Annotated in this window: 25 protein-coding genes and 2 tRNA genes; 21 read left to right on the top strand and 6 right to left on the bottom strand. The window is 40.3% G+C overall.

Going from position 1 to position 24699, the window contains the following annotated elements:
- The first annotated feature begins 78 nt into the window (after nucleotides 1-78).
- On the top strand, nucleotides 79-1230 hold the full coding sequence (gene rhlB, locus FTT74_RS00470) for an ATP-dependent RNA helicase RhlB (RefSeq protein WP_004971493.1): 1152 nt from the start codon (nucleotides 79-81) through the stop codon (nucleotides 1228-1230).
- 109 nt (nucleotides 1231-1339) lie between these two features.
- On the opposite strand, the gene FTT74_RS00465 is transcribed toward rhlB, so the two are convergent.
- The gene (locus FTT74_RS00465; RefSeq protein WP_004971490.1) at nucleotides 1340-1717 is read right to left on the bottom strand and encodes a hypothetical protein; all 378 of its coding nucleotides are present in this window, start codon (nucleotides 1715-1717) and stop codon (nucleotides 1340-1342) included.
- Nucleotides 1718-2097: 380 nt separating this feature from the next.
- Between FTT74_RS00465 and FTT74_RS00460 the strand changes: the two genes are divergently transcribed.
- From FTT74_RS00460 to FTT74_RS00395, 14 genes are all read left to right on the top strand, one after another.
- The gene (locus tag FTT74_RS00460; RefSeq protein ID WP_104851808.1) at nucleotides 2098-2673 is read left to right on the top strand and encodes a nitroreductase; all 576 of its coding nucleotides are present in this window, start codon (nucleotides 2098-2100) and stop codon (nucleotides 2671-2673) included.
- Between the two features lie 27 nt (nucleotides 2674-2700).
- Entirely contained in the window at nucleotides 2701-3774 is a 1074-nt protein-coding gene (locus FTT74_RS00455; protein WP_178318507.1) for an NAD(P)H-dependent glycerol-3-phosphate dehydrogenase, read from the top strand.
- Between the two features lie 155 nt (nucleotides 3775-3929).
- The gene (locus FTT74_RS00450) at nucleotides 3930-4385 is read left to right on the top strand and encodes a histidine phosphatase family protein (protein WP_004971483.1); all 456 of its coding nucleotides are present in this window, start codon (nucleotides 3930-3932) and stop codon (nucleotides 4383-4385) included.
- A gap of 46 nt (nucleotides 4386-4431) precedes the next feature.
- A complete protein-coding gene (gspL, locus tag FTT74_RS00445; RefSeq protein WP_179988423.1) occupies nucleotides 4432-5571 on the top strand; it encodes a type II secretion system protein GspL in 1140 nt (379 codons plus the stop codon).
- The gene (gene gspM / locus FTT74_RS00440; RefSeq protein ID WP_179988424.1) at nucleotides 5571-6050 is read left to right on the top strand and encodes a type II secretion system protein GspM; all 480 of its coding nucleotides are present in this window, start codon (nucleotides 5571-5573) and stop codon (nucleotides 6048-6050) included. The genes gspL and gspM overlap by 1 nt, the downstream gene beginning before the upstream one ends.
- A 111-nt stretch (nucleotides 6051-6161) precedes the next feature.
- On the top strand, nucleotides 6162-7163 hold the full coding sequence (locus FTT74_RS00435; RefSeq protein ID WP_004971477.1) for a quinone-dependent dihydroorotate dehydrogenase: 1002 nt from the start codon (nucleotides 6162-6164) through the stop codon (nucleotides 7161-7163).
- 3 nt (nucleotides 7164-7166) lie between these two features.
- Nucleotides 7167-7748: a CvpA family protein gene (locus FTT74_RS00430; RefSeq protein WP_004971476.1), complete on the top strand. Its 582-nt coding sequence runs from the start codon at nucleotides 7167-7169 to the stop codon at nucleotides 7746-7748.
- Between the two features lie 25 nt (nucleotides 7749-7773).
- Nucleotides 7774-9312, top strand: coding sequence for an amidophosphoribosyltransferase (gene purF, locus FTT74_RS00425; protein WP_179988425.1), 1539 nt, complete (start codon nucleotides 7774-7776; stop codon nucleotides 9310-9312).
- Nucleotides 9313-9408: 96 nt separating this feature from the next.
- On the top strand, nucleotides 9409-11298 hold the full coding sequence (locus FTT74_RS00420; protein ID WP_004971472.1) for a M48 family metalloprotease: 1890 nt from the start codon (nucleotides 9409-9411) through the stop codon (nucleotides 11296-11298).
- Nucleotides 11299-11468: 170 nt separating this feature from the next.
- On the top strand, nucleotides 11469-12119 hold the full coding sequence (locus FTT74_RS00415) for a hypothetical protein (RefSeq protein ID WP_179988426.1): 651 nt from the start codon (nucleotides 11469-11471) through the stop codon (nucleotides 12117-12119).
- Nucleotides 12120-12182: 63 nt separating this feature from the next.
- Nucleotides 12183-13157 (top strand): D-glycerate dehydrogenase, encoded by a 975-nt coding sequence (locus FTT74_RS00410; RefSeq protein WP_179988427.1) that lies wholly within the window; start codon nucleotides 12183-12185, stop codon nucleotides 13155-13157.
- 105 nt (nucleotides 13158-13262) lie between these two features.
- A complete protein-coding gene (locus FTT74_RS00405) occupies nucleotides 13263-14699 on the top strand; it encodes a M48 family metalloprotease (protein ID WP_171324990.1) in 1437 nt (478 codons plus the stop codon).
- Nucleotides 14700-14747: 48 nt separating this feature from the next.
- Complete coding sequence (locus FTT74_RS00400) at nucleotides 14748-15122, top strand: GFA family protein (protein ID WP_096902524.1); 375 nt, start codon at nucleotides 14748-14750, stop codon at nucleotides 15120-15122.
- A gap of 60 nt (nucleotides 15123-15182) precedes the next feature.
- Nucleotides 15183-15545 (top strand): hypothetical protein, encoded by a 363-nt coding sequence (locus FTT74_RS00395; protein WP_004971462.1) that lies wholly within the window; start codon nucleotides 15183-15185, stop codon nucleotides 15543-15545.
- A 153-nt stretch (nucleotides 15546-15698) separates the two neighbouring features.
- Here the strand turns inward: FTT74_RS00395 and FTT74_RS00390 are convergent, their stop codons facing one another.
- Entirely contained in the window at nucleotides 15699-16145 is a 447-nt protein-coding gene (locus tag FTT74_RS00390; RefSeq protein ID WP_096902523.1) for a GatB/YqeY domain-containing protein, read from the bottom strand.
- A gap of 31 nt (nucleotides 16146-16176) precedes the next feature.
- Complete coding sequence (gene rpsU / locus FTT74_RS00385; RefSeq protein ID WP_001136722.1) at nucleotides 16177-16392, bottom strand: 30S ribosomal protein S21; 216 nt, start codon at nucleotides 16390-16392, stop codon at nucleotides 16177-16179.
- Nucleotides 16393-16538: 146 nt separating this feature from the next.
- On the opposite strand from rpsU, the gene tsaD reads away from it, so the two are divergent.
- On the top strand, nucleotides 16539-17555 hold the full coding sequence (tsaD, locus tag FTT74_RS00380) for a tRNA (adenosine(37)-N6)-threonylcarbamoyltransferase complex transferase subunit TsaD (RefSeq protein ID WP_004971458.1): 1017 nt from the start codon (nucleotides 16539-16541) through the stop codon (nucleotides 17553-17555).
- Nucleotides 17556-17650: 95 nt separating this feature from the next.
- Here tsaD and FTT74_RS00375 read toward each other — a convergent pair whose 3' ends face one another.
- Nucleotides 17651-17908 (bottom strand): EexN family lipoprotein, encoded by a 258-nt coding sequence (locus FTT74_RS00375; protein WP_004971457.1) that lies wholly within the window; start codon nucleotides 17906-17908, stop codon nucleotides 17651-17653.
- A gap of 358 nt (nucleotides 17909-18266) precedes the next feature.
- On the opposite strand from FTT74_RS00375, the gene FTT74_RS00370 reads away from it, so the two are divergent.
- Nucleotides 18267-18578 (top strand): hypothetical protein, encoded by a 312-nt coding sequence (locus FTT74_RS00370; RefSeq protein WP_179988428.1) that lies wholly within the window; start codon nucleotides 18267-18269, stop codon nucleotides 18576-18578.
- A gap of 76 nt (nucleotides 18579-18654) precedes the next feature.
- Here FTT74_RS00370 and FTT74_RS00365 read toward each other — a convergent pair whose 3' ends face one another.
- Nucleotides 18655-19527, bottom strand: coding sequence for an ATP-binding protein (locus FTT74_RS00365; RefSeq protein WP_179988429.1), 873 nt, complete (start codon nucleotides 19525-19527; stop codon nucleotides 18655-18657).
- A gap of 185 nt (nucleotides 19528-19712) precedes the next feature.
- On the opposite strand from FTT74_RS00365, the gene FTT74_RS00360 reads away from it, so the two are divergent.
- The 4 genes from FTT74_RS00360 to FTT74_RS00345 all read left to right on the top strand — a co-directional run bounded on the left by FTT74_RS00360 (nucleotide 19713) and on the right by FTT74_RS00345 (nucleotide 22392).
- Nucleotides 19713-21242 carry a DUF3336 domain-containing protein gene (locus FTT74_RS00360; RefSeq protein ID WP_096902519.1) on the top strand — a complete coding sequence of 510 codons (1530 nt, stop codon included), beginning with the start codon at nucleotides 19713-19715 and terminating at the stop codon, nucleotides 21240-21242.
- The gene (locus FTT74_RS00355; protein ID WP_179988430.1) at nucleotides 21232-22083 is read left to right on the top strand and encodes a protein kinase; all 852 of its coding nucleotides are present in this window, start codon (nucleotides 21232-21234) and stop codon (nucleotides 22081-22083) included. The genes FTT74_RS00360 and FTT74_RS00355 overlap by 11 nt, the downstream gene beginning before the upstream one ends.
- A gap of 117 nt (nucleotides 22084-22200) precedes the next feature.
- Nucleotides 22201-22285: transfer RNA gene (locus tag FTT74_RS00350), tRNA-Leu, on the top strand.
- A gap of 33 nt (nucleotides 22286-22318) precedes the next feature.
- Nucleotides 22319-22392, top strand: a tRNA-Trp gene (locus FTT74_RS00345).
- A 70-nt stretch (nucleotides 22393-22462) separates the two neighbouring features.
- On the opposite strand, the gene FTT74_RS00340 is transcribed toward FTT74_RS00345, so the two are convergent.
- Entirely contained in the window at nucleotides 22463-23611 is a 1149-nt protein-coding gene (locus FTT74_RS00340; protein ID WP_019838445.1) for a site-specific integrase, read from the bottom strand.
- Nucleotides 23612-24699: the final 1088 nt, after the last annotated feature.

Below are 24699 nucleotides of genomic sequence, written 5' to 3'. Positions count from 1 at the left end.
CTGATTGGGGCGTTTTTTATTTGTATTTCTGTTTATAATAGGTCAGTTTTTTGTCTGTATAAGTTCGAGCACATATTTATGTCATCTGGTTTTGAAACCTTAAATTTACATCCGCAATTGAAACAGGCTATTGATGCTTTGGGTTTCAAGGAAATGACGCCAATTCAGCAAAAGGTTTTAAAATTTACTTTGGCTGGACATGATGCCATTGGTCGTGCGCAAACAGGTACAGGAAAAACTGCTGCCTTTTTAATTAGTGTCATCAACGATTTATTGAATAACCCAATTCAAGGGCAGCGTTATCGTGGTGAACCACGTGCATTGGTTTTAGCGCCTACGCGTGAATTGGCTTTGCAAATCGAAAGTGATGCAAAAGACTTAACCAAATTTACCGACTTAAATGTGGTGACTTTGTTGGGTGGTGTAGATTTTGATAAGCAAAAGTCACAACTCAATAAAAACTTTGTCGATATTATTGTTGCGACACCAGGGCGCTTGATTGATTTTGTAGAACAAAAAGAAGTTTGGCTAGATCAGATTGAGTTTTTAGTGATTGATGAAGCAGACCGCTTGCTGGATATGGGCTTTATTCCATCGGTAAAACGTATTGTGCGTTATTCACCGCGTAAGGAACAGCGTCAGACGTTAATGTTCTCGGCAACTTTTAGTTATGATGTGTTGAACTTGGCTCAACAGTGGTTATTTGAACCTGTTACAGTCGAAATTGAACCTGAAAAGAAAACCAATGCCGATGTTGAGCAACGGGTATATATGGTTGCCAAAACCGATAAATACAAATTGCTTGAAGAAATTTTACGTGATGAGCCGATTGAAAAAGTCATGATTTTTGCCAATCGGCGTGATCAGGTGCGTAAGCTTTATGATCATTTAAAGCGTGATGGCTATAAAGTGGTGATGTTGTCAGGTGAAATTGCCCAAGACAAACGCTTAAAAATGCTGGATCAGTTTAAAAATGGCAAACATAACATCATGATTGCAACAGACGTTGCAGGGCGTGGTATTCATGTCGATGGTGTTTCGCATGTGGTGAATTTCACTTTGCCTGAACAGTCAGATGATTATGTGCACCGTATTGGTCGTACAGGTCGTGCAGGTACACGTGGTGTGAGTATTAGCTTCTTGTCGGAAGATGATGCGTTCTATTTACCAGAAATTGAAAAAGCCATTGGTCAAAAATTGCCATTAACACGTTTAGATGGTTATTGCTAATTACTCATTTAAGCTATTTTTTAGTTTAAATCCTGCTGTTCTTAGTTTAAAAGTCGCTCTCAGTGGAGCGACTTTTTTGTATTTGCTTCTTATGTCGTGCTGTAATAATTTACTTTGCCTGACATCTAAAGGTCAGCACAGTTTGATAATCATCATCGCGAGCAATATCAGTATTACGTCCCGCAATTGTACCTAAAACAGTTGCTGCCGCCTGAATCATTTGTCCCGTTTGCTCATCGACTACACCTTTGAGTGCGCCGTTATAAGATGTTTTTTCATCAACCAAGACTGGAGCGGCACGAGTACCACAGGTTTTATTGGCAGCTGTAATTGCATTATTTTTGGCAATAATATTACTTTTACCTAAACCTGTGACTTCATATAGGTTGTTTTCTTTTTGAATGGCAAGAGAATTATTTGGCGTGGTGGCACATGCGGTTAAAAGTGCAAAAACGGCAAGGCTAGAAAAGGCGACTATTTTTTTCATATCTACCTCGGGGCTAAAACGCTGTAGCGCGTATTGTTTGTTGATGATATTTCAATTCAAATGTGTAGAGATTGAAAATAACAATTTGATCTAGTTGAACATAATCTGGATGGTTTTAGATGTAGACACTGTATAGGCTGTGTTGATAATTCGTCATTCATTTATACACATCAAACCCAATCCATAATGTATTTTCATGCTCTTAAACTATAGATGAATGCGTCAAAGCATCATTGTTTAGATGTGCTGAGCAGGTTCATCTTAAAAGTGCAGACATATAGACCCTAATCAGAATCTTGCAAATAAGCATACGGAAATAGCGCAATTTTTTGAGTTTATGCTAATCTTAACCGAGCTTTTTGAAATAGTTATATAAGTCAATGACGGATACAGCGGTAGAAATCGTTCATCAAAATATTCATCAACGTCAGTCTACGGGGCAGTTAGTTGAACCTGCACCAAATACTGAGCAGCTAGAAATGGCTTTTCAGGCAGCTTTAACCGCACCAGATCATCATCGTTTAAAACCTACGCGCTTTGTGGTGATTACTGCCGAGCAACGTGCAGCATTTGGTGAGTTACTTTCTCAAGCCTTGGCAGACATGGGCGAAACCGATGCGGTTCAGTTGGAGCGAGTGAAACAGCATCCATTTCGTGCGCCACTTTTAGTGTTGGCGTTAACACAATTTCAGGATCATCCAAAAGTGCCATGTTTTGAGCAGACTTTAAGTACAGGTGCTGCGGTACAGAACTTTTTATTGTCTTTGCAGGCGCAGGGTTTTGCCAGTATGTGGCGCAGTGGTGCAGTCGTTGAGTCAAACTTGCTGAAACAAGCTTTAAACTTAAATGCAGATGATTTAATTTCAGGCATTATTTATGTGGGAACAGCAGCCAAAGCCATTCCTGCCCGCACTGAGTTGAATACGCAAGCTTATGTTCGTTATTGGAACGCATAAGTCTTTATTTTTTAGGATATAACAATAATGTCAGAATTAAATTTTACCGATTTGGTTGAACCTGTTGCAGTAGATCGAAAAACTGCGTTACGTATTACAGTATTGGGTGGTGGCAGTTTTGGCACAGCAATGGCCAATACAGCAGTACGTAATGGCTGCGACACGATGATTTGGATTCGTGATGAAGCAACTGCCAAAGAAATTAATGAAACGCATATTAATCGACGTTATTTGCCAGATTTTCAGTTGGAGCAGGGTTTAAGAGCCGTTTCAGATTTGGAAACTGCAGTTCGTGACCGTGACATTATTTTAGTGGCTATTCCAAGTCATTCTTTCCGTGATGTGTTGCGTCAAATTAAACCTTTTATTAGTGCGCAAGCAGTGGTGTCTTTAACCAAGGGTATTGAAGCCAAAACCTTTAGTTTTATGAGCGATATTATCCGCGAAGAATTGCCTGAAGTGCCGTATGGCGTATTGTCTGGCCCAAACCTTGCTAAAGAAATTGTGGCGGGGCAGCCTGCAGGTACGGTCATTGCCAGTCATTCTGAATTGGTGCGTTATGCAGTGCAGCAAGCTTTACACAGTGCGTTATTCCGTGTTTTTGCCAGCGATGATGTGAATGGTGTGGAATTAGGCGGTGCGCTGAAAAATATTTATGCTGTGGCGATGGGCATGGCAGCCGCTTATAACGTGGGTGAAAATACCAAGAGTATGATTTTAACCCGTGCATTGGCAGAAATGAGTCGTTTTGCGGTTAAGCTTGGTGCAAATCCATTGACCTTCTTAGGGTTGTCTGGTGTCGGTGACTTGTTTGCAACATGTAGCAGTCCATTGAGTCGTAACTATCAAGTGGGTTATGCATTGGGCAAAGGCAAAACTTTGGAACAAGCCACAGAAGAATTGGGGCAAACAGCCGAAGGCATTAATACCATTGTACAAGTGCGGGCGCGCTCGAATGAATTAGATGTGTATATGCCAATTACTTGTGCGCTTTATGAAGTGATTTTTGAAGGTGCGCCACCCATGAACATTGCGCTGTCTTTAATGAAGAATGGACATCGTAGTGATGTGGAATTTGTCTTGCCGCATCATCAAGTTTAGTTTTACATCCATAAAAACAGCGCCACAGTAGGTAAAAACTTGCATGGAATATGACAGTTTGGTGAACTGAATTGTCATATTCTCAGGTTATACTGAGCGCATAATTTGAGTTAAATTGACACAACTTAATGTGTATCATCCTATAAGGAAATTCTATGCAACTGACTCTTGTTCGTCATGGTGAAGCCGCTCCTGCGATTATGGGCAATGATCATCAGCGTCCTTTGACTGAGCGTGGTCATATACAAGCACAAGAAACGGCAGACTATTTAAAAAATATCATTCAGCCCGATGTGTTTGTGGTTAGTCCTTTATTGCGTGCACAAGAAACCTTGGCACATTTGCAGCAATATTTTAAAGATGTGCCTGTGGTGGTCTGCAATACCATTAAACCTGAAGATGATGCAAAAGTTGCGGTGGAATGGTTGTCACAATTGCCGTATGAGTCAATTGCGGTGGTGTGTCACATGAATGTGGTGGCACACATGGCAGAAATTTTGACTTCAGAATCTTTCCATCCCTATCATTTGGCAGAAGCACGTATTTATGAGCAGGCAGTAATTGCTGCGGGACTTTCAACCCAAATCAAAAGTTTTATTCCAAACGCATAAAATAAATGTATAAAGTTAAATACAATTCAACGGTAGAACGATAATAATGCTGTATTTATGGATGCCAGAAGCCAATGGGGTTTGGCAATGGTCAAATGGGGAACACTGGACACAGGCAGATAATCTTGATGCCTTGATTCAGGCATTGCAATCTTTTCAAGGAAAAGATGCTGTGGTGTTTTTCCCAAGCCGTGATGTGCAAATTATGCAACAAACTTTACCTAAAGCCCAATATAAACAATTGGGTACCGATGGTGTGAAGTATTTATTAGAAGAATATACCGTATTGCCAATTGATGCGATGCAGGTGGCTCATCATTTTCAGCCACCTGAGCAAATAACCGTGTTGGGAGTTGCTAAGCATAGTATTGAAACCTATTTGCATGTATTAAGTTTGTTGCCAGTTAAAATCAGTGCATTGTTACCTGACTTTTTAATCTTGCCGCAACCTGATGTAGGGCAAACGGTGATTGGAAATATTTGCGGATGCTTGTTGGTACGTGAAAGTGAATTTTTAGGTTATTCAGTTGATGATCTGGCGCTTTATCTAGATTATCAAACTGCAGAACGAAACTATAAAATCACCAACTTTAGTGCAGAGCAAATACAAAGTATTGAAGCATTTGCAACACAAGAGCAGTTAGAAAGCTTTCATTATGTAGTACCTGCATTGGCGAAAGCCAAACAGCATCCATTCAACATGCTGCCAAAAGCCAAGCAAGATACGGGTATTTCAGGTTATTGGAAAGCCTGTGCAGCAGTGTTGCTCGGGATTTTAATTGTGCAATTTAGCTATGATGCACTGCGCTGGAGCAAGCTTAAAAAAGTAGCAGATCAAACAGCGGTTCAAGCCATAGAACAATATCAATATTGGTTTGGCGCAAACAGCCGTATTACCGAGCAAAATATTCAAAGCCAGTTTGAAAGTCAGGTACGCATGAGTAAAAATGCAGATACTCAAGCGCTGCAATTGCTCGGTCGTGTTGGCCCTGTGTTGATGCAAAATCAAATTGTGGCTAATCGTGTGAGTTTTGATGCCAATATGTTGAACATGGAATTGAATGCTAATTCGGCAGCGACCTTGCAAGCGCTCACTCAGCAATTGAATCAGCAGGGTTTTAAGGTCGAGCTGGGTAATATTCAGCCGAGCGCGTCAGGTGCAGTAGGATTGGTGAAAATACAATAATGAAAGCCATGGAAAAAATGTCGACTTGGTTCGATCAACGTATTGAACTGGTGCAAGATTATTTAGATCGTTTAAATACACGTGAGCGTGTTTTGGTGGTGTTTACCACAATCTTTGTGATCGTTGCTGCGGTGGGTTCTGCATTGTGGTATATGCATGCCGCAGCCGAAAAACAGCAAAAACGGGTGAATGATCTTAAAGATTTGGTGGTGGTGATGCAAAGTCATGCAGTCACAATGAAACCAGCTAATGATGCTCAACTCAGTGCAGCCGATAAAATTCAGCGTGTGGCTCAGCAACAAGGCTTATCGGTTGCTTCGCAGCAAAGTGGTGACAAGATGCAACTTGTAGCGAGTCATGTCAATTATGCCGTGTTGGCAAATTTTTTAACCCAATTAGCGCAAATGGGTTTAAGTATTGAAAAAATGGAATTAATTTCTGAAGCAGGGCAGATTAAATTAACAGCGACAGTCCAGTAAAGGTTAAAAATAAAGTCCGAAACTCGGAAAATAAACCCATGTCAAGCATAGCGTTTTGACTGGGCTAAGCCTATAATATGGCGACTTAGAAAGCAGTAGACTTTTGCAGATATGTTGTATTCTCTAGCCCGCCCGTTGTTATTTTCTTTAGCACCAGAGCGTGCACATGAGCTGACACTATCACTATTGAAATCGAGCCATAAAATGGGCTTGATGCGTCAAAAGACTGTAGCGAAACCTGTGACGTGTATGGGAATTGAATTCCCTAATCCAGTAGGTTTGGCAGCAGGTCTAGACAAAAATGGTGCGTATATTGATGCCTTGGCTGGTTTAGGCTTTGGGTTTATTGAAATTGGCACCATTACGCCACGTCCTCAAGCGGGCAATCCGCATCCACGTTTATTCCGTATTCCGCAGGCCAAAGCCATTATTAACCGTATGGGTTTTAATAATGATGGGGTCGATCAGCTGATTGAAAACGTCAAAGCGGCAAAATTTAAAGGCATTTTGGGGATTAATATTGGTAAAAATGCCGATACGCCAGTTGAAAATGCAGTAGATGATTATCTGATTTGTTTAGAAAAAGTCTATAACTATGCCTCTTATATCACCGTAAACATTTCATCACCGAATACCAAAAACTTGCGCAGTTTGCAAAGTGGTGATGCGCTGACTGAGTTATTGCAAACCCTCAAACAGCGTCAGTTGGAGTTAGCCGAAGAACATCAACATTATGTGCCGTTGGTATTAAAAGTTGCTCCAGATCTAGACCCTGAAGATATTCAGTTTATTGCCAAACAATTATTGCAATTCAAAATTGATGGTCTGATTGTGACCAATACCACTTTGTCGCGCGAAGGTGTAGAAAACTTGCCGCATGGCGATGAAGCAGGTGGTTTATCGGGTGCGCCTGTGTTTGAAAAAAGTACTGCATGTTTGGCAGCATTTTCAGCAGCACTGAAAGGTGAAATTCCTTTAATTGGTGTAGGTGGCATTTTGTCGGGCGAACAAGCGGTTGCCAAAAAAAATGCAGGTGCAAGCTTGGTTCAGGTGTATAGTGGTTTAATCTATGCAGGTCCTGAGCTGGTTCAAGATTGTGTGAACGCCTTATAACTTATGAATACCATTGATATCGTTATTCTGATTCTCTTGCTTATTGGAGGGTTGAACGGTTTGCGACAAGGATTTATTAAAGCCTTTGCGAACTTGGTAGGATGGATTTTTGCCCTAATTGTTGCGGCAAAATATGCAGTTGTCCTAGCACCTTCGATGACAGCACTCAGTAGCGATCCTGTGGTACAAAAAATTGCAGCCTTTGCATTTATTGTCTTGGTGATTGTGGTACTGACCTGGATTGTAACCGCTGTTTTAAATGGTGTTTTAAAGAGCTTGAAACTTGGCCCATTAAATCGTTTGGCAGGCGGTGCATTTGGTACCTTGAAAGGCTTACTCATTGTTCTTATTACCATTCAAGGCATTGGTCCTTGGGTCGAAAGCTCGCCTTATTGGAAACAGTCTAAATTTGTGCAAACTTTATTGCCGTATGCACCGTGGGCAACAGAACTGTCCAAAGACGCTGCCAATGAGGCTTTACAGCACATCAAGTCGAAAGATGCCGCGCCATCTTCCGACATCGCATCTGACGCAAAAGAAAATCGCTCTGGCGCAGATGGCTCAACGAATAATCCTTTTTATTAATCCCTAGCTGGTCTGCGAGGTTGCTATGTGTGGAGTTGTTGGTATAGCTGGTAAATCACCTGTTAACCAAATGTTGTTTGATGCATTAACGATGTTACAACATCGTGGACAGGATGCAGCTGGGATCGTAACTTGCCACAATGGGCGTTTGTTCTTGCGTAAAGATAACGGTATGGTGCGTGATGTATTCCATACGCGTCACATGCGTGCGTTGCAAGGTAATTATGGTATTGGGCATGTGCGTTATCCAACTGCAGGTTCATCAAGCAGTGCTGAAGCGCAGCCATTTTATGTGAACTCGCCGTACGGGATTACTTTGGCACACAATGGCAATTTGACCAATGCCGAAGAAATTCACGAAGATCTGTTTAAAACAGATTTACGTCACATGAACACCGATTCTGACTCGGAAGTGTTATTGAACGTATTTGCACATGAGTTGCAAAAACGTGGCAAATTAAATCCAACGCCTGAAGATATTTTTCATGTGATCAGCCGTGTGCATGAGCGCTGCAAGGGTGCTTATGGCGTTGTCGCAATGATTACAGGTCAAGGCTTGGTTGGTTTTCGTGACCCAAATGGTATTCGTCCATTGATTTATGGTTCGCGTGAAACTGAACAGGGCATGGAATATATTATTGCATCAGAATCTGTGGCAATTACTGCACTTGGCTTTAAAGTTGAGCGTGATATTGCACCGGGTGAAGCGATTTTTATTAATGATGCGGGTGAGTTATTTACTCAGCAATGTGCAACTAAACCTGAATATCGCCCATGTATTTTTGAGTATGTATATTTTGCTCGTCCAGATGCGACCATTGATGGTATTTCAGTGTACAAAGCGCGTTTGAAAATGGGCGAGAAACTGGCGCATAAAATTACTCAAGAGTGGGGCGAGCAGCACGATATTGATGTCGTTATTCCAATTCCAGATACATCACGTACTTCAGCTTTAGAATTGGCAAATACTTTAGGGGTCAAATTCCGTGAAGGTTTTATGAAAAACCGTTATATCGGACGTACCTTTATTATGCCGGGTCAGCAATTGCGTAAAAAATCAGTACGCCAAAAACTCAACCCTGTAGAGCTTGAGTTTAAAGGCAAAAATGTACTGTTGGTGGATGACTCGATTGTCCGTGGTACGACCTGTAACGAAATTATTCAAATGGCACGTGATGCTGGGGCGAAAAAAGTATTCTTTGCTTCTGCAGCGCCAATGGTGAAATATCCAAACGTGTATGGTATTGATATGCCAGCTAAAGATGAATTAATCGCGTCTAACCGTAATGTCGAAGAAATTCGTGAAATTATTGGTGCAGACCGTTTAATTTTCCAAGATTTAGAAGATTTAAAACAAGCCGTTCGTACCCATAAAGTACCGCATTTAACTGAATTCGATTGTTCAGTATTTGATGGCGTGTATGTAGCTGGCGGAATTGACGAAGCTTATCTGAATGATCTTGAGCAAAAGCGCAACGACTTGGCTAAAAAAGGCAAAGATGGTTATATTGATGTCAATATTGATGCCGCGTCAGTAGACTTAACTGGTGTAAAAGAGAGTTAATTTTTTTTCTGATCAGCTCAGTGAGAAAAGCGGGAAATTCCCGCTTTTTTCATTTATGATGGTGGCTCAAATACAATGTAATTCAGGATGTTTACATTGAGGTCTGTGAGTAGTTACTTGATTAAAAACAAAAATATGATTTGGTCTGCAATTTTATGTTTGGTTGCAGTCGCTTTGACCCTGTTTATCTTAAACACAGTTTTGGGTCTGTTGGTCTATTATGTCGATTCAAGCCAATCCATCTATTGGCACAGTCTAAGCCCATACTGGATTACGGTCTTGGTGCTGATTATGACAGTATCCGTCATTTTGGAATTTTACGTTTTTCGCTCAGGTGGTCATTCTTTGGCAAAACAATTGGGTGCGCGTCGTTTAACCCAGTTCGAAAGTACCCCAGAAGAAAGTACCGCACTTAAACTGACCGAACAATTGGCCGATACCTTTCAAATCCCAGCGCCTACTGTATATGTATTGCCCGATGAAATTGGGGTAAATGCCCTCACTGCAGGCTTTAGTCATAAAGATATTGTGATTATTTTGACTTGGGGTGCTTTGCAAAACTTGGATGAGCAAGAGCTTTATGGACTACTCAGCCATGAGTTTAACCATATTTTAAGTGGTGAAACCATTGATAATACCAAGCTTAAAATCCTCTACAGTAGCCTAACCACGTTTAGTAAGTGGGGCAGTAGCATCGCCAAACTTGGCTTTGGACAACATCGTGATGCACCGCCACATAAGTTAGCGACTTTTTTTGTTGCTGTAGGTGGTGGTATCTGGTTGTTTGGTAGCTTGGGCGTGTTGATTACCCGCTTAATTAAATATATTAGTCTAAGCGGACGTACCTTTAAAAATGATTTAAAAACCAAACGTTTGATTCAAAATAATGCCAATATTCAAACTTTGCTGCGAATTTATGTGCATCATGCAGGGTCGCAAATTCATAGTGAATATTCAGAATCTATTTCCCACATGTGCTTTGCTAACTCGCTCAGTCCGCAAAGCTGGATGAATATTCATCCAAGTATTGAAGCCCGTATTTTTGAGCTTGATCCAACCTTGGTGCAAGACTTACAACTCGAAAATTTGAAGCGTTTACGCAATCAGCCTTTGTTTAGCCTATTTCGCTCGTTAGAAGAAATGAATGCTGAATATTATGCGCCGTGGAGCTCACCGCAACCTTTGCCTTTGCTGCGCTTGTCGCCGATTAGCTTTGCAATTAATGATGCAATTAAGCCACTCAAGCCTGAAATTCGCAATAACATGCCGCGTCCAGAGCTAATTCAGCGTGCCTTACAAACGGCAACGGGTTCGCGTGAGGTGATTGTCGCTATTTTGATGATTCGCCAATATCGTGAATTTATTCCTGCTGAAGCAGAAGTGAGTCGTGCAATTGTAGATGCTTTATTACATTTGGATGGGCGAGTACATATCTCGATTTTCCATGAAGCGTGTAAAAATATTGGTGGTATGCCGCTGAGTATCGCACGGCAGTTTCTAACCAAATTGGCAAAAATCATTCAGGAAGATGGCGAGATTGGTTTGTTGGATGCCTTGCTGCTTGAACGTATTAAGTTTGAATTGAACTTGCTGCCTTTACATACACCTGCAGCGTTACACGAAGTTAAACCGCAAATTGTACGTTTAATCGATGCTTTATTGCATGTGCAGCAAATTAATAGTGTTAATCAGTTAGATGTACGTGAACGTATTTTAGAACGTGTTTTAACTGCAGATGAATTGATTGATTATGAAGAAATTTCAGATGAACCGATTGATTTATCAGAAATTTTAAATGATATGGCAGGTTTGCTGCTGCGTGATCGACTGATGGTGTTAGGCATTGCTGAAATTTGTTTGTGGAATGACCGTATTATCACCCAAGATGAATTGGATGTTTTGGAGTTGCTCTATTGGCGTTTAGGTTTTAAAACCGAAGAAATTGTCGAGCAAATGCAAAAACAAAACAGTTTGATGATTGTGTGACACTGATTGACTAGGTGTGTTTAAAGCAGATTTTGAAAAAATACGAATAGGTCAGATTGGGTGAAAGAAAGCACAGCATTGTGCAGCCTTTCTAGGTAGAATAGGTGCTATCTTGCATGTTGTTCTGTGATAAATACGTGCAGCGAAAAATTAGATAGGTGATGATAAACATGATGGGGCATCAGCGTGACATTTTAGCCAGTTTGGGAATCGATATTTGGGTTTCCAGAACGGCTGTGTCTCAAACTTTGCCACAATCATCGGTTTGGCGCGACCAAGCTGCACCTGAAATACACAGCGAAATTATTGTTCCTGCTGCAGTACCTCAACAATTAAAACAACAACAGCCGATTATTCACGAAAAGCCTAAGCAAGAACCATCTCCGCAACATACGACAGTTGAAGCGGCCGCGCCAGAAGTTGTTCCTGAAGCGCGTGTCATGCTGCAAATTGAAGCATTTAGTATTGAAGCTTTGCAGTTGCCACATTGTGTCATTTTGGTAGAAAGCACTACCTTGAGTCAGGAACAGCAACAATTGTGGCGTAATATTCAACATGCGCTACAGGCCGAATATCACGTATTGCAATGGCCTTTTGCTTTAGAAGTATTACAAGACGGCATCGGGGTAGAAAATTATGTGCAAGGTTTTGTTGATGTCTTGAGCACAGATAAAAACATGCTGATTTTAGGTCAATTACCACATTTTAAATCTGAACAATGTTTGCATTTAGCCAGCTTGCAAGAGATGTTAGATCAACCGCTGTTGAAAAAAAGTCTGTGGGATGCGATACAAATCACATCGTTACAGCCTAAAGCCTAAGTCAATTCAGATATTTAAAACTCTACATATACAAGCAATTGTAGACACGAAACAGGGATAATCATGCGTAAAAAAGTGGTAGTGTTTAGTCAAATTGATGCAGAAATTTTAAGTAAGCTAGAGCAAGATTATCAGGTGGTGCAGGTCAGCCCGAAGTTGGGTGACGTGAATCAACAGTTGCTTGAGCATGTGCAAGATGCGGATGGCATGATTGGTGCAGGGCGCTTGCTTAATCAAAGCAACTTGCATACTGCGACTAAACTCAAAGTGATTTCGAGTGTAAGTGTCGGTTACGACAACTATGATGTAGATTATTTAACTCAACAAAAGATTAGTCTTTGCCATACACCGCATGTCTTGACTGAAACCACAGCAGATTTAGCCTTTACTTTATTGATGAGTGCAGCACGACAAGTGCCATATTTAGATCGGTGGACTAAACAAGGGCAATGGAAACGTACCGTGGGTGCAGCACAGTTTGGACAGGATATTTATGGTAAAACCATTGGTATTGTAGGTTTGGGGCATATTGGTGCGGCTATCGCACGGCGTGCATTTCATGGTTTTAATATGAATGTGGTGTACCACAATCGTCGTGAAAAAATGGAAGTGGCGAAGGCATTTAATGCAGAATATTTAAGTCTGGATGAATTGCTGCAACAGTCTGATTTTGTGGTACTGGCAGTCGATTTAAATGCAGACTCTAAAGCCTTAATTGGTCAGCGTGAACTTGATTTAATGCCGTCTCATGCAATTTTGGTCAATATTTCGCGTGGTTCAGTCATTGATGAGCAGGCACTTATTCAGACCTTAGAAGCAGGCAAAATTTTTGCCGCAGCTTTGGATGTCTATGACAAAGAACCACTGCAAGAATCACCATTATTTGAGTTAGATAATGTCGTGACTTTGCCGCACATTGGTTCAGCAACTGCAGCAACTCGTCGACAAATGGCAAACTTAGCCTATAAAAATTTAGTTGATGCGCTGGAAGGACGTCGCCCGCAATATGTTGTTAATCCTGCTTGTTATACGTCTTAAAGTTAAAGATGATTTGGTAAAAATTGATAACACATCATTGCAAATGCGTTCATTTTTCAATGTTATAGTGAATCATTATGCAAAATATGTATTTGAGATCATCCATTGAAACATCTATTACTGATCTGCGGTTTGAGTTTTGCCAGTATTGCGACAACCCAAAGTGCCAATCTAACCACCACACCACAATTTAATGTGCCTGAAATAGGCAGTGGTGTGGGATTAATTGATCAGCAAAAAGAACGCAGTATTGGTGAAAAAGTCTATCGGGAAGTGCAGCGTAAAATGCCTGTCACGCAAAACCCGTGGCTGGAAGATCAATTAATCAATACGTTTTCGCATCTACTCAGCCAAACTCAATTGGGGCAACCCATTGGGCTACTCATTATCAATGATCCACAAATTAATGCTTTTGCTGTGCCGGGTGGTTTATTTGCGTTAAACACAGGTCTTATTAATTCTGCCCGTAATATGGATGAAGTTGCGGGCGTGATGGCGCATGAAATTGCGCATGTGTCGCAACGTCATTACAGTCGCTCTCAAGAGGCATTTAAAGGACAGGGTTTGTTGGCACTCGCTGGGGTTGTGGTTGGGGCATTGGTTGCCTCACAAGCCGATGGTGATGCAGGCGCAGCGGTGATGATGGGTTCTCAAGCCGCTTTAATGGATCAGCAATTGACTTATAGCCGTAATCAGGAACGTGAAGCAGACCGTATTGGCATGCAATATATGTATAGCGCAGGCTATAACCCACAAAGCATGGCAGACTTTTTTGAGGTGATGCACCGTACTACGAGTCGAGTGAGCTTCTTACCTGACTTTTGGTTTACCCATCCCTTAACCACAGAGCGGATGAGTGAGGCGCGTTTACGTGCCAATCAATTGCCACCAGTGCCAACCTCGCTGCGTGATGAAGACTTTGAGATTTTAAAGTTATATAGTTTGGTGGTTTCGCAGCAGGCGACAGAACAGCAGCTTAAAGCATTTGCAACCCGTAACCATTTTGCGGCGAATTTGGCTTTGGCTTATTTTTATAGCCAGCAAGGCGATTTTGTTTTGGCGCAACAAAGTATAGATCAGGCCAAAAGTCACAATCGTTTACATAATTTATTGACACTTATTCAAACTGACATTTATTTAGGGCAAAATAAAATTGATTTAGCGCTCAAAACAATTGGTTCACCTGCGCGAATTATGCCTGAAAATCGTGCGCTGAATTATAAATGGGCCGAGGTTTTGATTCGTCAAAATCAAACTACGCAAGCAGAAAGTATTTTGAAGGATTTCTTGCAAAAAAATCCACGTGATTTATCGGCATGGAATTTAATGCAGCAAGCGGCAAATATAGACCGAAGCTCTGCATTACGCACGGTAAATGTGTTACGGTATCGTGCAGAAGTACAGTATTGGTCAGGTTGGGAAGAAGAGGCAATTAAATCATTACTGCACGCGCAGCGTTTAGCCAAAGACAATCAGGCGATGTCGGCAAATATAAAAAACCGTGTGACTGAAATGCAAAGAGAACGACAGTTAAAAATATAAGTCGGGCGTACATACGGTGGCATAACAATAAAGAAAAGGAGTTTAAGAATGATTGAGGGACAATGTTTATGTGGTGCGGTGTATTACCGTTACCATGCCGAAATTGAAAAAACAATATTATGTTTTTGCCAGCATTGCCGTCGTGCGCAAGGCGGTATTATGGGATGGAATAGTCCAGTGGCACGCGAACATTTTGAAGTGGTGCGTGGCTTAAAATATCTAAAAGAATATTTTCATAGTCCCAATAAAGCACGGGTATTTTGTCAGGAGTGTGGCAGCCCGATTTATTCTTATCGGCTAGATTTACCCGATATTATTCGCTTACGCTTAGGGACAGTGACTCAAGGCAAAGTTCCCGAACCATGTGAGCAAGCATTTGCGCAATACAAACCCAACTTTTTGGCAATTGAGTCGTGTGAATAGTTATTCGCGGAATATACAATGCTAAAATAGAACTTGAGTTGAAACGACCCTGACTTGAAAATGAAAAAATATATTTATTTATGCCTTACTTTGGGGATGACCTTGCAAAATGTCTATGCTGCGAGTGCAGAGCAGTATGTGTTGGCTGTTGAAGAAATTAATGCGCAATATAAACAAGATACCCGACAGTTTTTACGAGGCTTAAACCCACAACAGCAGGGTTTTAATCCGCAGCAACAGCAGCAGTTTTGCGGCATTGTTAGTCGTTATGTTGATCGTTTATATCAGGCAGCAGATGAAAACCGTGCCTATTTGGATCGTCGTTATCAGAATATTAATAAACAGGACGTGATTCAGCAGGTCAGCACATCTAAAGAAATGCAATTACTGAAAAAATATCAAGTGAACTGCGATTTAAAGTAAAAAGTTAAAGCAGAAGTGTCTAAGGGTGAATAGATAATCTATCTCATCCTAGGTTTAGCATTTTACTTAATAGCATTAGATAGAAAGATTAAAGCGGGCTTAATCTGACATTTAAATCAGTGTTCGGAGAAGCACAAATTTGGGGTGAGCTAATTAGCTTAATTTGGCTTTAATTTTGGCAGATACTTGAGCAGGATCGGCGCGCCCGGCTATGAGCGGACGCAGAGAGTTCATCACCTTACCCATATCTTTCATGCTAGTAGCTTGTTGCGCTTCAATGGTTTGCGCAATCATGGAATCAAGTTCTTCCTCAGTCATAGCTTCTGGTAGAAACTGAGATAACACCTCAATTTCGGCTTGTTCCTTACTAGCTAAATCTTCTCGGCCAGCGCCTTCAAAGGCTTTAACCGATTCTTTACGTTGTTTAATTTGCTTTTCAATGACCGCAAGAACCTGAGCATCGTCAAGCTCTTTGCGCTCATCGACTTCGATTTGCTTAATTGCCGCCTGTAGACTACGAATTACCGTTAACTTATCCATTTCTTTGGCGCGCATTGTCGCTTTCAAAACGTCAGTAATTTGGTTTTTTAAAGTCGTCATCATTTAATCCAGACAGGCAATCACAAATTAATTAGTAAAGGCGAGTAGTACGTACTGATTCACGCGCCAATTTCTTTTGGTAGCGTTTAACAGCAGCAGCTTTTTTGCGCTTACGTTCTTGAGTTGGTTTTTCGTAGAATTCACGCTTACGTACGTCAGCTAAAACACCTGCTTTTTCGCAAGAACGTTTGAAACGACGGATAGCTACGTCTACTGGTTCGCCTTCTTTCAATTTAACTTGTGGCATGAAGAATCCTCATTAAGTTATGGATAAGATCTGGGCGAAATTGCCCACGATCACAAGTGAAGGTCAGTATTTTACTCATTTACATCTCATATCACAAGTCTATAATAGGTTTCGCAATAGAATTGATACAGGTTATAGGCAATTTAATGATCGTTTTAGGCTTAGAAACATCTTGTGATGAAACAGGACTTGCACTGTATGACAGCGAGTTAGGTTTGCGCGGGCAAGTACTGTATAGCCAAATTAAATTGCATGCAGAGTATGGTGGTGTGGTACCCGAACTGGCTTCACGTGACCATGTGCGCAAACTTATTCCTTTAATCAATCAATTGCTTGAGCAGAGCCAAGTCAAAAAATCTGAAATTGATGCAGTGGCTTATACCCGTGGGCCGGGGCTAATGGGCGCACTCATGACAGGCGCATTATTTGGACGAACTTTAGCTTTTGCCTTAAATAAACCTGCAATTGGGGTGCATCACATGGAAGGGCACATGCTTGCACCATTATTGTCTGCGACACCGCCAGAATTTCCGTTTGTCGCTTTATTGGTTTCGGGTGGACATACACAGCTCATGGCAGCTTATGGCATTGGCCAATATGAATTGTTAGGCGAGTCGATTGATGATGCTGCAGGCGAGGCTTTTGACAAAGTTGCCAAAATGATGGGTTTACCGTATCCGGGTGGGCCAAATATCGCCAAACTAGCTGAACAAGGCGATGCCAAAGCTTTTGAATTTCCACGTCCAATGTTGCACCAAGGCTTAGAATTTTCATTTAGCGGTTTAAAAACTGCGGTTTCAGTACAAATGAAAAAGTTAGGTGATGAAAACCGTGATGCCGATATTGCGGCAAGTTTCCAAGAAGCGATTGTTGATACTTTGGTGAAAAAATCGGTAAAAGCTTTAAAACAAACAGGTTTAAAACGCTTGGTGATCGCGGGTGGGGTGAGTGCAAATACTCGGTTACGTGAGCGTTTAGAAGCAGATTTAGCTAAAATTCGTGCAACGGTTTATTATGCAGAACCTGCATTGTGCACCGACAATGGTGCAATGATTGCTTTTGCGGGCTATCAGCGTTTAAAAGCAGGGCAGCAAGATGGTTTATCGGTTACGACTACACCACGTTGGCCAATGACGGAGCTTACCAATCCAACTGCGGGTTAAGTTGTTCGTAGCATAAAATCAATCAGAGGCAATAATCTGCCTCTGACTTTATATGCTAAATTTTTACATTAATATTAGAAACGAATACTTAAGACTTAGCGAACTGCGTCCATTAAACCTTTGGTAAGATCTTTCATCATGCCTTGCATCACAGCATTCCCTGCATTTGTACAGTTTTCTAATTTTTTACCTTCTAGTGATTTACCTTGATTGGCCATTTCTTCGCACTTCTGCAAAACTTTTTTAGCTTCATCTAAGTTCTCGGCATAATACTCTTGCGTTTTCACTTGTGTACATGCTGTAAGCGTTGTAATTAAACTTACTGTAATTAACAAATTTTTAAATTTAAACATTATTTTTTAACCGTTGTTTGTTTTAAAGAGATTGCATCTTAAGCGAATAATGGGTTCATAAAATAATACAATGGACTAAAGTTGATCTTATTAAGTAAAATTAAATAATTGCAATATAAATATTTTTTAATAATTTTTCTGAAATTTTATAGTCATATTCTATCCCAAACTTTATTTCACGTATTGGTTTCAAATAGAACTTCTTTATTTTTTTTGTGCACTCATCCTACAATTTATAGAAATCCATAAAGTAGCTGACAGCAGTATTTAAATCTGTGAATCCTGTCCAATTGTTGTGTTTTCAACTTTAAACTATGATTTTTGGTAGATATTTAATATAAAACCAATTGAGATAAACATGCGATTTAAAAATACATTTTGCATTATTTGTGTGATGGGGATGATGGTATTGACCGCTTGCGAAGGGGCTGAGTCAATACAGCAAAATATAAATAGTACAGAAAATCAGCCGAGTTCAGTGACAGCCCAACAGGTCGAAGTACCGACTCGTTTGACTACTGTAGCAACTCATCCTTCGGCTATCACACCTGAAGCGAGAGTACCGCAAGAAGTATATGTAGGAGAGCCGACTGTGGCAGAAATGCAGGCGCATGGCGAAGAATTTTATAAAGACACATTGGCACGGATTGCTGCAGAACAAGGTCAGTAGTCGCTCAGTCATTTAGCGCGTTTAAATAGAGTGGGTTGCTGACTATCTTCTATATGCAAACAACCCATTAAAATATTTAAAGTGCTTTAAGTTGCTGCGAGCCAATCCAGTGTTTAGAAAATTGATAGGCAGCACGCCCTGAACGCTGTCCACGTGCCTGACACCATCTTAATGCTTCTGCACGTACTTCGGCAGTCATTGGCATTTCGGCTTTGTGTAAATAATGCTCCACAATTTCTAAATATAGATTTTGATCCATTGGATAAAACGACAGCCATAGACCAAAGCGATCAGACAGTGAAATTTTCTCTTCAATTGCTTCTTGAGGATGCAACTCAGTATATTGCGGTACATCTACACGAGTGACAGGTGTATTTTCATGCATAAATTCAGGTAATAGATGACGTCTGTTACTGGTTGCATAAATAATAAAATTACTGGAACCTGATTGTAATGAACCATCTAAAACACTTTTTAAACTACGATAATTTTCATCTTCTGCGTTAAAAGCTAAATCATCACAGTAGACAATAAATTTTTCAGGACGATGCTGAATGATTTTTTGAATTTCTGGCAATTCAGACAAATCATCGCGTTCAATTTCAATTAAACGTAATCCTTGATTGGCATACTCGGTCAATAGGGCACGTACAATAGATGATTTTCCCGTACCGCGTGAGCCTGTAAGTAACACATCATTGGCAGGTAAGCCATTTAAAAACTGCAAGGTGTTTTGAATGACTTTTTCTTTTTGCTTTTCGATGCCTTTTAAATCATCTAAATCAATTTTTTTGGGTTGTTGAATCGCTATCAATTGTCGATCTTGCCATTTGAATGCGATGGCGGAAAAGTCGGTTTCTTGTTTTAAAGCAGGTAAACTTTGCTGTAGTTGTTGGAGTACATGAGAAAGTGATAATAAGATGTTGTCGGGTAAATCTAGGTTTGCCATGATAATTCAGCTTAAAAAATGCAGATCAGATTGCTACACTTTAAGACTAGCGCAATTGACCTAGATTTGACAATCAAAGTGTGAATCGAGTCATTGACGCGTATTACAATTTTTTAGATATTGTTGTGTATAGTAGGCATAGGCAAGCGTAGTGCTGCGAATAAACCAACGGATTGAGGAATGCTATGTTATTTAAAGATTTCACCGAAGATGTTAATCCGCATCAAGCCTATCGCATAAAAAAACTCAAGCGCCAAATTCAAAATGCCGAATCGTATGAAGAATGGAAAAGTATTGCCATTCGTATAGATGAAGAAACTGGTGCGCAAGAATGGAAATATGACAACAGTTCGCCATATTTTGATGCGGAAATTATCTCGCATCGTTTAAATTTATTACGCCGTTATCGCACCACCGAACGCAGTCACGATTTAATTTATATTTTGCGTGAAGGTTTAACTTTTGACATCGCCAATATTGCCCATCCGATGTTGTTTACTGCAACCTATGTGGGTACTAAAAAAATTATTGAAGATTATGTGGATGAAGTCAGTAAAAGTTTGGCTTTTGTCGCTTCAGATGAATGTCAGGCTTTAACCAAAGTAGAAAAAATAGAGTTTTTTCAGCAATGCCAAACTGCATACGGACAACCTGCCTTGATGTTCTCTGGTGGGGCAACGCTAGGTTTGTTTCATACAGGTGTTTGTAAGGCCTTACTTGAACAGGATTTAATGCCTAAAGTGCTGTCGGGTTCGAGCGCGGGTGCAATAATGACTGCAATGCTAGGCATCGCAAAACCTGAAGAAGTACAGCATATTTTGGGTGGTGAGTCATTTTTCCACGAAGCATTTCAGTTTAGACAAATGCGCGAAATTCTTAAAGGTAATGGTGGAATTGCCGATGTGCATTATTTAAAAAAATTCCTGATCAAAAACTTGGGCGATACCACGTTTGAAGAAGCTTTTCAAAAATCAGGTTTGCATATTAATGTGGCGGTTGCGCCTTATGATGCATCGCAAGACTCACGCATTATGAACAGCTTTACTGCGCCAGATTTATTGGTTTGGAGTGCGGTGTTGGCCTCGTGTGCTGTGCCAATTTTATTTCCACCTGTACGTTTAACCAACAAACGCTATGATGGCGAACACACTCCATATATGGGTAAAACCCGTTGGGTGGATGGCAGTGTGCGTAGTGATTTCCCGCAGGAAAAAATGGCGCGTTTGTATAATATTAATTACACCATCGCCAGTCAGGTCAATCCGCATGTAGTGCCTTTTATGCAGGATGATATTAAGCGCTATCGTAAAGATATGCTGAGTTGGCCAGAACGGATTATTCGTCGTCAGGGCAAAGTCATTAGTCGTGGGGTAATGGATTTTGTGCGTGAGCGAGCAGGAGCTGTACCGCCTGTGCGTCGTTTGCTAGATCATGGCTATGGTATTGTCGATCAACGCTATTATGGTGATGTGAATATTGTAGGAAGCTATAACCTGCGTCATTACAGCTATATGTTGCAAAACCCGAAACCACATTTATTTAAAATTTTACAGCGTGAAGGCGAGCGTGCGACTTGGCCGAAAATTTCATCGATTGAAACGCATGCACGTGTCGGTAAAACTTTGCAACATTGCTTAGAATTATTAAATGCACCTCAAATAGAGGTATCCACCGAAGTCGCAGCAGAAATGCGCACTGGCGCAAGTGTTGTTTAATGTTTTAAATTTGGATGTTCAACAGCTAGATACTGCGCAGTTCGAGTTGCGCAGTAAAGCGCAAAGTTTGCAACATGGTCGGCATATTTATCGTTTTGAACATCAAGGGCAGTTTTATTGGCTGAAAGCCCAACAACAGGGAGTTTATGCGACAGTAGAGCAGGGCTTTGCACAAGAATGGAACTTTTATAAACAGTACGCGCAATCATCACATTTATCTTTTTTATTGCCATGTGAATTGATGGATGCTGCACCCATTCATATTCAGCCGCAGGGTAATTCACACGACATTTCATCGCATTATTCACAGGTCTATTCACGTGCTTTAATTCTGTCTGAGGCGCAAGCTGTTTTTGCGATGGGTAATCTACCTGAATATACAGAAGCGATTAAACACATATTTTTGCGTGTCTTTGAAGCAGTGGATGCATTGCATCAATTGGGTTGGATTCATGCCGACTTAAAAGCTGAACATATTGTGCAGTTAGATGGGCAAATCAAACTGTTAGATTTTGAGCAAGCACAGCAAGTTGCAGATATTCAATGTCAGGGGATGACCGCCACACCACGTTATATGGCGCCAGAATTATTTCACGGACAGCCTAAAACTGCACAAAGTGATATTTATGCGTTAGGCATTATTTTTTATGAGTGGTTAACGCAACAACGCTTACAGGCAAAGAGTTACCACGATTGGGCATATTTGCACTGTCAAAGATTGCATATTCAACTTCCCATACATCTACAAGCATTTTTACCTCTGCTGAATCACATGCTGGCAAAGTCCTATTCGCAGCGTGCAGTGAGTATTGCTGAGTTAAAATTATGGCTTAGTAGCTGAATATGCTTAAGAAAAAATCAAAAAATAGTTTTTTGTTTTTTATTTAAACAGTCATTGCGCTTTTTTATAAAAAAGGCTTGTCATCAGGAAGTGATCTCTATAATATACACAGCCATCGGGGACGTGGCGAAATTGGTAGACGCACTGGATTTAGGTTCCAGCGCCGCGAGGTGTGAGAGTTCGAGTCTCTCCGTCCCCACCACTTAAATATCAAGTCAGTTTGATTTTAAGTTACAGAGGATTGGTGTAATGGTAGCATGACGGTCTCCAAAACCGTTCGTCAAGGTTCGAATCCTTGATCCTCTGCCAAATATTTAGATAGAAATTAGGCGCTTATACAAAGCGCCTTTTTTGTTGTCACACTTTTGCCACATTTTATTTATTCTGTCTTTAATTTCGCCATTTCAATTTTGTTCTTATCGCCATGCATCCACTTGGCATAGCGTTTCATCAGCATTTGCAAACTGTGACCCATTTGGTCTGCAACAAAGACAGGGTTCAAACCATCCATGAGCAACATTGTTGCGTACGTGTGTCTTGCATTGTACGCGGGACGATGGCGAATGCCACAGGCCTGCATTGCATCTACGAGTCTGTTTCTTGCAGTTTCTTCACCGTAAAATGGCTCGTTTGTTTCTGGGCAAATCATCACATAATCTTTGCTCATCCCTAATTTTTGGATTTCTTGCAAAGCACGAGTAGAACGATCGTTAAGATAAACTTCCCGCTCAACATGAGTTTTTGTCACATTTTTTTCAATACCGCGTACACGGCTTTTGCTAATCCGCATAGTATTATTAAACCAATCGATGTCTGACCAGCGCAGTGCTAACATTTCGGATGGTCGACATCCGCACCAAAACGCTAGTTCGAAATACCAATAATAAAAATGGTCTTTGCCTTCTAAGTTATCATCAAGCCAGTTTAGTAGAGCAGTCATTTCTGCGCGACTAAATGGGTCGGGAGATCCGACTTGTACTTTCTCATTCTCAATTCCTACCATAGGATTTTCTGAAATTAATTTGCTTTTTAAAGCGGTGTCGAAAACACCGCGTAATGGGATTAAGCAGTTGTTAAGCGTTTTAGCAGTTGTAAACTCTCTGGCCAAGATTAAGTCCTGTATGTCATCGTGTGTAATTGTATGGATTGGCATTAATGCTAGATTTGGCATCCAGTGGAAATTGAGGATATTCACATAATTACCTTTGGTATTTTTGTCGCCTTTCCATCTGCGCAGATAGGTCTGCGCAACTTCCTGAAAAAGCACACCTTCGCCAACAATAATGCTGTTGTCTGCAACATCAATACCTTTCGCTGAAGCAATGTCGGCATCGGTTAAGATGCCCCATTTTGCTTTGTTTTTTAACTCAGCTCTAATTTTAGAGGCTGTGCTAATACCTTCCGTAGTCGGGGGGTGCGGGAGCGTGAGGTAGTGGCGTTGTTTGTTGTGGGTAAAGTTGATCTCGATTGAGCCATCTCTAATCCGCAAGCCTGTTGGTAACGCTTTTGAGTTTGTCTTGTCAACCATTCGTTATACCCCCGAATTGAGTAATAAATATTTCCATCTTGCTTGGTCCAAACTAGATTTTCGGGCCAATTTCTGCGTCGGTTTGTTAGCTTTGTGGCTTTAATGCCCGTGAGTTTTGAGAAAACGCTAGCATCAACCCAGTCCAAAGGTGTTAAGCCGACTTCAAGTAAAGCTTCTACTATCTCATTTGGCATTATTTTTCATCGCCTCCATGAATAATTCTACATTTTTTGGGAACACTTTTATTAATCGCTTTAGACTACTTCTCAAATAAATTGAAACGTGCATTGATATTCTAGAGGCTTCTTTAATAATTGTTGTTGAGTAAGAAACTTCTGACTCAATAACAAAAAATTTTTTTCTCATAAGCACTTTGTCCTATGTATTGATTTTAAATATCTGTATACGGTTAATAATACAGCACCAATTGCTATAAAAATAAATTTGATAGCAGATTTTTTGAAATTTATCAGAATAAAAAATAATTTTTTTCAAAAGTGATGTTTTTATAAGAAATGAGATAAAAAAATTTGTAGACCTAAATTTTTTAAATAAGTTAAATTTTTTGTGTGTAAGCAATAGAAGCTAAAAAGAGTCAAAATTTTTATAATATAAAATCATGGATGAAACAAAGTAATTTTAGTATATTGATTTTTAATATGATTTTGTGGGAGTGTGGGCATAGCATGCTTTATATTACTTGTTATTTTGAAAATGAGGCATGGCATACTGATTGAGAAATAAAAACTTAAATTCATTATAAAAAATTAAAAATAACGAAAGCAAAGGAAAAAAATTAATATTCTTAGAAGTGAAGAGTGCAAGGAGGTCTTTTGAGATCAATATATTTTTAGATGATGTTGTTTTGAATACTTTCTTACTGTGTATGGATTCTTTAATGCCGTAGAACTTTTGGTTATAGATATAAGAACTCTAATAGTTTTAAAATGTCCTTAATGTCCTTAATGTCCTTAATGTCCTTAATGTCCTTAATGTCCTTAATGTCCTTAATGTCCTTAATGTCCTTAATGTCCTTAATGTCCTTAATGTCCTTAATGTCCTTAATGTCCTTAATGTCCTTAAATGTA

The organism is Acinetobacter sp. YH01007, from assembly GCF_013420425.1.
Taxonomy (GTDB): domain Bacteria; phylum Pseudomonadota; class Gammaproteobacteria; order Pseudomonadales; family Moraxellaceae; genus Acinetobacter; species Acinetobacter towneri.
The sequence above is the reverse complement of the archived record's forward strand: the minus strand, read 5'-3'. Positions and strand labels throughout refer to the sequence as shown.